Genomic DNA, 10,498 nt, shown 5'->3' on the forward strand with positions numbered 1-10,498 from the left:
AGAAGATTGATTGAAAATTAATGGTTCATAGACGGGGTCCTTCCTTCTTCATCCACGACAACGACCGGTGACTCGTGTGCCAGGTTTACGTTTCCGGTCACAATGACCGTATCACCTTCTTCCAACCCCTCGGCCAAACTGTAACAGTCCGAGTTTTCCAACGACGTATGCACATAGTTCCACATCGCCTTGCCGTTCTCCAGCGTAAAGACCACCTGCTTACCCGAACGAAGCACCACGGCGCTCTTGGGTATCACCAGTTGCCTGCCCAACGAACGATGCACACTGACCCGCACATTCATCCCGCTAAACAGCCGGCCTTTCCCGTCTACCTCTGCCTTGACGCGCACCATGCCTTTCTCATCCACCAGCGGATTGATTTCCACGACACGCCCCACATAATGCGACACCGCGTCCGAGTAAGGCGTCACCTCCACCCGGTCGCCCGCCTTTACCAGTGGCAGTTCATTTTCCAACACCGTGAAATCGACCTCCATCTGCTGCATCCCGACAATGGTACAGAAAGCCTGCGAGGCATCAGGCTCGTTGTAAGGCTTGGCAAACAAATTGGCCACCACACCGTCAAAAGGAGCTTTCAGCGTCGCCAGCTCCTCTTCACGCCTGGCCAGTTCATAGTCCGCCACACTACGGTCATATCCACTCTTCACACGCGCCAGACGCATGATGTCGGCAGGCACCTTAGCCGAATCGTCGGCAGCATATCCTTGTCCAATCAGTACATCCTGCATCTGCAAACGTGCTTGTTCCACGGCATCGCGGGCTTGCGCCACTTTGCGTGTCAAAGCAAATTTGTCCAGTTCAGCCAACTTTTGGCCTTTGAGTACACGCTCGCCGTTCTTCACATAAATGGCTGCCACCACGCCTTGGGTCTCAAACTTCAGGTCGGCCTGTTGACTGGCCACCAGCTTGCCGTTGCTCACCAATTCATGCTCGAAGTCACGCGCCTTCAGCACTTGCACGCTCACCTCGCTTTCCATGTCCGGCATTACGGTTGTCACCCCGTCCCCGCTCTTTTCTTCGTCTTCGGCCGTCTTTTCTTCTCCACTTCCGGAACAAGACACCACCAACGCCGCCAACGCCAGGCACAGCCATTTCTGCCATTTCTCTGTACATTCAGTCATATCGCTAACTATTTTTTCTATGTCTATAATTAAGAATCTGTTTTAATTTGTTTTTTGTATTGTCATTCACCTCCAAAGCTTTTGCAAAGGAAGGCTTTTTATTTACACCAACCGCGTTCCTTTCCCAATTATTTTCTCACTCCAGCCTTTCCACTTCCTCGCGCATCTCCCGTATAGCCATAGATGGCACTTTCGGTTCCTTACACCTTACGAGATGCTTCATCTCCTCCAGCTTTTCCGGATGCCTATAACCAGCCGACGCATAAAGCTTTGCCAACAAGTAATACGGATAAATCCGCCCAGGCAACAAATGCGTTGCATGCAAGAAACACTGCTCGGCCTCTTTTCCATTGCCCAAAGCCTGATGATTCTTCCCGCGGATATTCCAAATCATCGGATCACAACTATGCTTCGCAGCTTCTTCCAACACCCGGTTCGAGTCCTCGTATTTCCCTTGCTTATGCAGCCCATGCCCGTATTCGAACAAGAAAGAAGCCCTGTCCCTCAGCAACGGGTACAACAGCTTGTATTCTTCTTCCGCCACTCCGTATGCTCCGGCATGGTATAATGTCCGCGCATTGGCCCACTCCCGGCAAGCCTCTACCACAGCCCGGTCGTCAGAAAGACGTCCGCCACCTGCGGCAGCCACACACAGAGCGAATATCCACCAAACTTTCCGGCTTTTTCCCAACAGACAAGCCGCCAACAGGCAAACACCTGTCACCAGAAAGACTGGCAACTGCAACGGATAGGACGAAAAAGCAAATACCCCAAGAGACAACAATGCACCGCAAACGCCATAACGATGTTTCCACCACCCTACATACCCGCAACCCACAAGCAGAGCCACCAGCCCCAGCGTCAACGGGATACCTATCTCCACTGCCGATTGCACATACTCATTGAACGCATATTCCGGACTGCCCGCCACACGCTCTTCCCATTCGGTATAACCGCCCGCGGCAAAATAACCAGCCTGCGCCTCGCCGTAAGCAGCCGAGAAATTTCCTAACCCATACCCACTCCAAGGCTTCTCTGCCACAGCACGGGCGGACATCCGCCACATGAACAAACGCCCTCTGGCCGAATCAGGCTTCAGACTGAACAACAACATTCCGGCCAAACACACCAACAAGCATATTCCAACTGCAGCAGCCAAAAGCCTCCAAGACTTCTTCTCCCACACTTTCTGCAACCTTTTTCCCCAACCGGCCAGACAACCATACACCCACAAACACGACACTCCCGCCGCCAGCCAAGCCGAACGACTCATCGTGGCCGGCAATACACAAAGCAAGAGCAAACCGACACCTCCGGCCACATAGCGTCTCCACGCTCTTTCTCTTTCGATACAGAGATACTCATACAGGCACACCGGCAAGGCCATCGCCAGATAGCCCGCATACGGCCCCGGATTGAAGAAACTGCCCGTCAGCGCATACAGCGCATGTCCCGACGCCTCGAAGCCGAACACCTGCCGCAAGCCGATGACTGCCTGCACCGCCGCCCAGCCCATCAAAGCCCAGGACACCGCCGCCGAGAAGTCCAAAGCCTCTCCCTTCCGGCACAGCAACAGCCCGACGACGATACACGCCGCAGCAGCCAAAGCTGCCCGGTCGAACCACAGCCACTGAAAAGCCATTTCGCCGGAAGGCAATGTCGGACTGACAGCAATAACCATACTCAACAGAAAACATATTCCGCCAAACAAGGATCCTATGGAAACCAATTTCCTCATATCAATCTATCCCCTCCGAAGCAAACACCTGATTTCCATCTTCAATATAAAAAGGCAATTCTTCTTTTCCTCGCGTCCAATCATGCAAATGCAGCAACGCTCCAGCGGGAACATTTTCATAGACCAACCGCATATCAGTTGCCTCTTGCCGTCCCAACGACTGCCAACCGTCATCTCCCCAATAAAACAATTCATACTCATCGCCTATCCGTATGAAATTATCATCATTACGGGGCATGAAAGTCAATTCATCTATCCACACTTCTCTCCCCAGATCGATAGTTATGGACGCTCCTCCTTGCGAAGAGATATAGTAAGTCAAAGGATTATTGTCATACACCTGATAAGCTCCCGTCCCTACGGAAGCCGGCGCATCCGCCCAACTGCCTGTCGGCACCCACTCCTGCCCACCGCCATAAAAGTGCATTTCCGCCACTTCCGCATATTCCCCCGGAGCCGAAACATACCGCACATACCGGCCTTTCAACGGCTTCTCCAATGCCACCCGATTCAAATTTATCTGCGGTGCCTCTTCCACTTGCCACATCAATGCCGACTGTCGGAAATCCCTGTCGCAAGAGAGTTCAAACCGTCCACCCCTCATCCCGGCCATATATTCCTTTATCCGTTCCGAAAGAGGAAACTTCCGATACAACACGACGGAATCCAGCCTATCCATCCTCGCCTCGAATGCCCGTAGCCCGGCCCCATCAAAATAAAACGGGTTGCCTGCCGGAATGCATAAACCATTCCTGCAATCCATTAAAATATAAATCTGTTCCGGCCCCATATTCTTGAAAACAGCTTTCCCATGCTTTACCGAAGCAATGTCCACTTCACGCCAACCATGGATGCCAAACACTCCCAAGCAAACAAACCTTCCTACCGTGTCCTCCGTCTTTACCTCCAAGTCCGAATGGAAATAATTGTCCGAAACTCGTTTGCGGAACTCATTCTTGAACTCTACCGGCACGTCGGCATCCTTCAAAAACCTACGCGATTTATCCCACTGACGGCCAAAACACTGCCGATAAATCACACTGGGACGCTGATTATCTATAAAATAATTTCCACGTTCCGGCCGGGAATAAGGGAAATTGAAGGGAATCCAGCTATCCGTGCTATCTTTCACCACCACCCAAATATGTCCCGAAGGGTTTTCAGCACTTAACGTATAAAAGTCGAAAGCTGCCGGGATGCCCAAAGCACGCAACACATACACAATCAGGTCGCAAGCCTCCCGGCATTTCCCAATGCGCTGCTCCAAAAGGAATTTTCCACCCAGATGCGGATAATTGAACATCCACGACAAACGGAAAGGACGTTCTTGCTCCAAATAGTCCACAACCACCTTCACGGCCTCTACCGGATCACTGCCTGTGTACACCGAATCCAGCAAAAAAGAATAGCGTCTATAGCAAACCTCCCGCCAATTCTCCAAAGCCTCATCCCCCACCCGATACGGCAAAAGGAACTCACAGAACTCTTCCCACGAAAGTTCTGTGTTCCAAGGCCGTTTTTTCCAGACCTCAAATGCCAGATCAATATTCCGTATCAAAAAATCAGCCGTCACTGTCCGCACATCTTCAGTCCGCCGTAAGTTTTCCGGCGAATAGGAAGGCCAATTGGGGTCATACCAAGGCAATCCCGGCACAACACCCAGCGAATCCGCCGAGGCCAACACCCCCTTCAGCGAATCCAGTTTCTCACCTTGCATCGAGTGATAATACGGCATATTCTCTATCAGGAAACGAGCCGCCTTCCGCTTCTCCGGCTCGTCCTCATAATATGCCAGTACCCGCTCCAACTCCGCCCGGTTCTCCCCAGCTGCCTGCAAAGCATATTCCAGACGCATATCATTCCGACATGCCCCCAACAACATCCCCAGTAGCATCCCGAGACAGGTTAGCCTATTCCACGCACTCTTATTCATTGCTTTTTTATTTTATAACTGTTCATTCTATTTTTCTCAATACCCGTTCCCAACGGATGCGTCCGTCTTCATCCACCGACTTCCATATTCGCCAAGCCCTTCCCACTATAAACGGTTCCGGCAACAGCCCCCAATAGCGGGAATCCTGCGAATTCAAAGCATTGTCCCCGCCCACGAAATAATAATTCTCCCGGAATACATACCCTCTTATCAGGCTGTCGCCCAAATACACATCCCCTCGGCTATCGGTCTGCAATTCACGTTTCTGTTCCCATTCCACCAATCTCCCATACAGCAAACCATTCAGCCCATCCATCGTCATCACCATTCCCTTGCGTGGCACCACCAACGGGCCAAACTCTTTAATCGTCCACCCCAACCGCCTGTCCCACGGATAACATTCCATCACCACGTCCCTTCCACTGCCGCTATCCGGCAGCAGTGCTATTTCCCGTTGCGCCGCCACATTTCCCAATCTATCTGTCACTCCCCGGATATGATAATATCCACCGCGGATCTCCAACGTATCGCCCGGCACTGCGATGCACCGCTTCACAAAATACTTCCTTACATCCATTGCGATACTATCCCATCGCCCTTCCTGATAGGGAAAATTGAATACTAGCACATCACCCCGACGGAAATCACGCCAACCCGGCACACGTTTCACATCCACTTCCTGTCCATCAATTGCTGCCCATAGGTTGAACAAACGCGCCCCTCCTGAACACTTATCTACCCATACACAGTCGCCCGGCATAATGGCTGGAAGCATAGAATCAGAAGGTATGCGAAACGACGTCACAACAAACACCTGTATCAACACATAAGCCACCAACAACATACAAAGATAAAAACAAATGTTCAACAACACATCCAGTGAAGAGCAAAGCACAGAAAGCCACCACCTTCCCTTACCTGACAAGGGAGAGGAAACATTCTTCCCTAAAGAATAGCTCTTCCTCATCTTTTTCACATCTAATTCATTTCCATCGCATTCCCGCTCACCCGAAGCTTTATCGGCGAGTTTTCCGCATTGCAATACACCGTCACCACCTTGTTGAAATGCCCCGGATTGTCCGCCTTGTACGTCATGCGCAATACGGCTTCCTTGCCCGGCTGCACCGGCTCTTGGGGATAATCCACCGTCAGGCAACCGCAAGAAGTAATGACATCCTGTATCACCAACGGCTTCTCGCCCGTGTTCTTCAACTTGAATGTGTCCTGCTGCTTTTTTTGCCAGGCAAAATCACCCATAGACAAAACTGTTTCTACTAAAGAAATACTTGTTATCACCTTCTTACCATCCTCTTCTATTAAAGAATTTTCATCACGCATAATCTTCAAATACAGATCTTTAATCATAGGATTAAGTACAGGATTTCCCACTGCCAATACTTTATTGTCCTTATCTAAAAGAAAAGTATGAAAACGTGCATCTTCAGGAAAAAGGTTCAACTTATTCACCACATTCAGTGTATCTATGACAATAGGATAATCAATCGCATTACTTTTTGCCAAATCTCGTATTTCTCTTATTTTCATCGCATTACCTGGGTAGAATACAAACAGAGGCATCACTTGACATTTCCAATCCTGAAACTCCTTCAATAGAATATTCCATTCCCTAAATCTTAAATTACAGCCGAGACACCCTGCCGAATCCACATAGTTTAGAATCGTGTATTCATAAGCAAACACATCCCCCAAGTTTCTACCTCCTAGAATCGTGTACATAGAATCTGGAATAATAATCTCTTTTCCTTGCCAATCTTGCAACAAATCAACAAGTAAATTCTTCTGCCTTGATTGTTTACACGAAACAAGACACAAAACGATACCAATTATAATACATAACTTAGTTTTCATTCAACTTAATTTCTATTAATATAGAATTCGAATCAATGCCTCTTACAAAGTATTTTTTACCTGCTCATACAATACGTTATCGTCCGATATATACTCCGAAAATACCAATGGTTACTGATGCGATTTTCAGTCCGTCAATGGTTTTTCTTTAAAGAATAACAATATGGGATTACCGTCTTCATCCACATTCAACTGCTTCAACTTATCTTTCCATCCTTCCGGACAGACAGAAGCAAATGTTTGTGCATCAAAATTCATAGCTGGCAGAATAAACATCAGACAATCATCATCACCATCATGCGGGTAATATTCACGAGGGCTTAACCTGCCCAACTTTTCCCATAAGAAATTATCTTTAAACAATTTGCCTGTTTTTTTCTCTAAAAACAGAAAATCATTACGGTTGGTACGGAATACCAAATAACGGGTTGTCTCCCGCACAGAATTTATCCCATGAATGATCTTTTCTTTGGAAACCCTTTGAATAAAACGCGCAGGATTCGATTTAGCCTCTTCCGCATAATCATCAGCAAAAGCAAGATCCGGAATATCCACCCGATAAACAGGTTGCAAGCCACCCTCTTCCAACCGATACAAACATCCGTCCAGAGGCGCTGTAATCCACACCTGCTTACTTGCTGCTAATAATCTGCCCCAACTCCTTATCGGAAACTCCACCTTCTTATCACTGCCTATCTCGCTCCATTGCTTCGAAGACAAATCATATACGCCCAAACGATAAGGCAAACAGCCATAACCATCCAACAGACTATGAAAGAAAACTTTTCCATCTTTACAAAAAACATTCTCATAAAAACCTTCCACCGGCATTTCGGAAAGATACTCTCCCTTCGTACTGAAAGTCAACAACTTACCATAATCATTGTAAATGAAGATTTTTCCTGAAAGTTCATCAAAAGCAACATCCAATACCCGGTTAGATTCACCGGGTCCATTCCCTTTCCGCCTGACAACCATTTGTATCTTTCCGGAAGAAGCATCTGCCAATGCCACGATACCCTCCTGAGCGGAAAATAGCAACAAACGATCACCCAAATCTATCACTTTGTTCAACCCCGAAATAAGAAAATCATCCGTTGTTTCAATAGGCACAATTCGCTCCAACATAAAATGGCTTGAAAAATAACCGTCTGAATTTTCCGATGGCAACGGCAATTCATCCACCCTTATTGAATCGTCACTCTTCTTATTCGTACAACTGAAAATCAACACTACCAGAAAAATAAAAACAATATGCTTCATGATATAATAAAATTATCAAAATGGAAGTTCAAAATATTAGACATTATATCGAATAGAGTTTTAGGACGCTGATTTTCAATACACTTGTAGCTTATTCTATATAAACTCTATTATACTTTAATAGTAAGTTCCCATTTTAAACTTCCATTTTGTCCTACTAAGAGATGCTTAATTACAAATGTCATGCGCAACGGCTAGATGTCGGCGTACAATTTCTTATTGTACCTTGCACACAATTCAAGCTTCCACTACCTAAACAGACTGAACTATAATTCTCGCATTCATACCAAACACCGCCTTTACATCTACCAGAAGGTGGCAATTCTGTAACTACTACGCTAGCAAATCCATCTCCATATTCCATATTTGCCAAAGCCTCCACATTTGCCAAAACCAGTTCAGACATAACTTCTTTTGCTTGATTCTGATAAGTAACATATCCTGCAACAGCCGCAACTACAGCAGCCATTGCTATTTTCAATTTCAATTTTTTCATTTTTCTTTGTTTTTAAAATTATAAAATCAGTTTTCTCCGTATCTATCCTTTCAACGGACAGGCAACCACATTCCCCATCAAAAAAATCGCTATCTTTGTCGTTAACCTCCTATTTTAAGGGTGATGGAGCACCCGGTGATTACTTGCTCCAACAAATAAAACGGCCGGGTGTCTCCTTTCAATTCTTGCTTTTTATTATGTTACAAATTTAGGCAGTCAAATAATCTCAAACAAATAAATAAACTCAAATTTCAGCGAACCCAAGGTTACCATTTTCTCACCTTATCTAATATGCCAATTATCAAAGCATTACATTTCCACATCAACATGCGCCACACAAGGTTTCATTCCGCATTCCCGCTCACCCGAAGCTTTATCGGCGAGTTTTCCGCATTGCAATACACCGTCACCGCCTTGTTGAAATGCCCCGGATTGTCCGCCTTGTACGTCATGCGTAGCACGGCCTCCTTGCCCGGCTGCACCGGCTCTCCATTCCTCTACTATATCCGCTATTTGCGGCCTAGTGCTATCCATGCAAGATAAAAACAAAAAAGGCATGAGCACTAAAATCTGTCGAAATCTCATATCTGCTAAATCCAAAATATCATTTCTTTACTAATTCCACACGTTCAAAAGTCATGTAATCATCTGATTGGTTCCCATAAAGCATCTGATAATCACGGCTGATGTACAAACCGTCCTCACGCACAAAAAACACATAAGAATTGTAAATAGATTCAGGGAACAACGTTTCGCCTATAATCTGAAAATCCTTGTCCAATATAATCACAGAAAACTTTTTACGGCCAAAAATCGATTTCCCCCACCAATTCATGTCATTTTCCAAACTGACTTTCGGGTAAGCAAAGCGATAATACACTTCCCTATAAGGATCATAAATCAAGTCTCCATAACGCGCTAACTCCAGATTCTGCTTAGGCCCCCATTCTGTATCTTCCTGCACCCCCGTCACATCGCCCATATAACGGCTTGTCACCTTCACTTGCTTTATCTCACGATAATCCCGTGAAGCTATGATAATATCCTCTTTCACACGAAAGGAATATATGAAATTTTTCCCGTCGAATATGCGGCTGAACGTGCCATAATAATTCGTTTCTTTTTCTTTCTCACTCAATACCCCATAAGTCAATGGCAACGACACAGAACGATGCCGAACCGTATCTATCAAGATTGACAAAGGAGTCTGTCCGATGGGGAAAAGCCGGAATGGAGGTTGCACTATATATATGCTATCGCCCATAATCACAGGAGCAGTATAGGGGGAAGAAGATGGGGTATATGCCTGAAGAACCTCATAACCGTCCTGCGTTGTGCCATAAGGTATCTTCTGCACAATATGCGCCGTCGTATCCACACGGATCAAACCCGGATAAGCATAATTGGTAACATAGATATTATCAAAATCTTTCACATAATAACCGGAGCATAACACAACGCCATCAGGACCTTCGGCATCCAATTCCAGTTTCAATATGCACTCCGTCGTTTCCCAATCATAAAAATAAATCTGATTCGTGCGATAATTCAAGAAAGACAAGTATTCACGTCCATCCCTATCCTTAAAAAGATAAAGGTAAAAACAATTATAACGCACATCCGTATCCAAAACAAATTCCTTTATCTCTCCGGTTGGTCTCAACTGATGCGTATCCAACCGCACTGCCTCTTGCGGGTTCCTGCACGAAAACAGGGTGCAAAGCAATAATAATAACAATATCCTAAGCATAAACTACGACTTTTTCAAGATGAGGATATCGGCATAAAGCAAATATCCTCATCGTTTCACAATATTATCTTAAAATCCACAAGGGCAAAGTGGTCCATTTGCATAATAATTGCAATATTGGGAATAATTCCAATCAATATGACAATCAAAGCCGCTCTCACCAGCTGCCAAAGCTTCCACATTCGCCAAGGCCAGTTCAGACATTGCACTTCCTGTTTGAGTTTCATAAATACCATATCCCGCAACTGCCGCAACCACAGCAACCATTGCAATTCTCATTATTTTCTTCATGTTTCTTACAGTTTAA

10 protein-coding genes are annotated in these 10,498 nt (G+C 46.2%); all 10 read right to left on the reverse strand.

What is annotated here, in order from left to right:
* Positions 1–17: 17 nt before the first annotated feature.
* The 10 genes from M3090_RS12800 to M3090_RS12845 all read right to left on the reverse strand — a co-directional run bounded on the left by M3090_RS12800 (position 18) and on the right by M3090_RS12845 (position 10,482).
* Positions 18–1,142 carry an efflux RND transporter periplasmic adaptor subunit gene (locus M3090_RS12800; protein WP_249056870.1) on the reverse strand — a complete coding sequence of 375 codons (1,125 nt, stop codon included), beginning with the start codon at positions 1,140–1,142 and terminating at the stop codon, positions 18–20.
* A 136-nt stretch (positions 1,143–1,278) separates the two neighbouring features.
* Positions 1,279–2,880 carry an O-antigen ligase family protein gene (locus M3090_RS12805; protein WP_410553256.1) on the reverse strand — a complete coding sequence of 534 codons (1,602 nt, stop codon included), beginning with the start codon at positions 2,878–2,880 and terminating at the stop codon, positions 1,279–1,281.
* 1 nt (position 2,881) lies between these two features.
* A complete protein-coding gene (locus M3090_RS12810; protein WP_249056875.1) occupies positions 2,882–4,735 on the reverse strand; it encodes a transglutaminase-like domain-containing protein in 1,854 nt (617 codons plus the stop codon).
* Positions 4,736–4,835: 100 nt separating this feature from the next.
* Positions 4,836–5,657 (reverse strand): signal peptidase I, encoded by an 822-nt coding sequence (lepB, locus tag M3090_RS12815; RefSeq protein ID WP_249056892.1) that lies wholly within the window; start codon positions 5,655–5,657, stop codon positions 4,836–4,838.
* A 134-nt stretch (positions 5,658–5,791) separates the two neighbouring features.
* Positions 5,792–6,682 (reverse strand): DUF1573 domain-containing protein, encoded by an 891-nt coding sequence (locus M3090_RS12820; protein WP_249056878.1) that lies wholly within the window; start codon positions 6,680–6,682, stop codon positions 5,792–5,794.
* Positions 6,683–6,808: 126 nt separating this feature from the next.
* Positions 6,809–7,945, reverse strand: coding sequence for a 6-bladed beta-propeller (locus tag M3090_RS12825; protein WP_249056880.1), 1,137 nt, complete (start codon positions 7,943–7,945; stop codon positions 6,809–6,811).
* A gap of 181 nt (positions 7,946–8,126) precedes the next feature.
* Positions 8,127–8,441, reverse strand: a complete 315-nt coding sequence (locus M3090_RS12830) for an NVEALA domain-containing protein (RefSeq protein WP_249056882.1) — start codon at positions 8,439–8,441, stop codon at positions 8,127–8,129.
* A 344-nt stretch (positions 8,442–8,785) separates the two neighbouring features.
* Positions 8,786–8,893 (reverse strand): DUF1573 domain-containing protein, encoded by a 108-nt coding sequence (locus M3090_RS12835; RefSeq protein ID WP_249056893.1) that lies wholly within the window; start codon positions 8,891–8,893, stop codon positions 8,786–8,788.
* A 152-nt stretch (positions 8,894–9,045) separates the two neighbouring features.
* Positions 9,046–10,191, reverse strand: coding sequence for a DUF4221 family protein (locus M3090_RS12840; protein WP_249056885.1), 1,146 nt, complete (start codon positions 10,189–10,191; stop codon positions 9,046–9,048).
* 69 nt (positions 10,192–10,260) lie between these two features.
* Positions 10,261–10,482, reverse strand: a complete 222-nt coding sequence (locus tag M3090_RS12845; RefSeq protein WP_249056887.1) for an NVEALA domain-containing protein — start codon at positions 10,480–10,482, stop codon at positions 10,261–10,263.
* Positions 10,483–10,498: the final 16 nt, after the last annotated feature.

It is taken from the genome of Bacteroides sp. ET71 (assembly GCF_023336905.1).
Taxonomy (GTDB): Bacteria; Bacteroidota; Bacteroidia; order Bacteroidales; family Bacteroidaceae; genus Bacteroides.

Coding starts and splice junctions, on each gene's coding strand:
- M3090_RS12800 (WP_249056870.1), bottom strand. CDS start 1,142: ATGACTGAATGTACAGAGAAATGGCAGAAATGGCTGTGCCTGGCGTTG.
- M3090_RS12805 (WP_410553256.1), bottom strand. CDS start 2,880: ATGAGGAAATTGGTTTCCATAGGATCCTTGTTTGGCGGAATATGTTTT.
- M3090_RS12810 (WP_249056875.1), bottom strand. CDS start 4,735: ATGCGTCTGGAATATGCTTTGCAGGCAGCTGGGGAGAACCGGGCGGAG.
- lepB (WP_249056892.1), bottom strand. CDS start 5,657: ATGTTGTTGGTGGCTTATGTGTTGATACAGGTGTTTGTTGTGACGTCG.
- M3090_RS12820 (WP_249056878.1), bottom strand. CDS start 6,682: ATGAAAACTAAGTTATGTATTATAATTGGTATCGTTTTGTGTCTTGTT.
- M3090_RS12825 (WP_249056880.1), bottom strand. CDS start 7,945: ATGAAGCATATTGTTTTTATTTTTCTGGTAGTGTTGATTTTCAGTTGT.
- M3090_RS12830 (WP_249056882.1), bottom strand. CDS start 8,441: ATGAAAAAATTGAAATTGAAAATAGCAATGGCTGCTGTAGTTGCGGCT.
- M3090_RS12835 (WP_249056893.1), bottom strand. CDS start 8,893: ATGACGTACAAGGCGGACAATCCGGGGCATTTCAACAAGGCGGTGACG.
- M3090_RS12840 (WP_249056885.1), bottom strand. CDS start 10,191: ATGCTTAGGATATTGTTATTATTATTGCTTTGCACCCTGTTTTCGTGC.
- M3090_RS12845 (WP_249056887.1), bottom strand. CDS start 10,482: ATGAAGAAAATAATGAGAATTGCAATGGTTGCTGTGGTTGCGGCAGTT.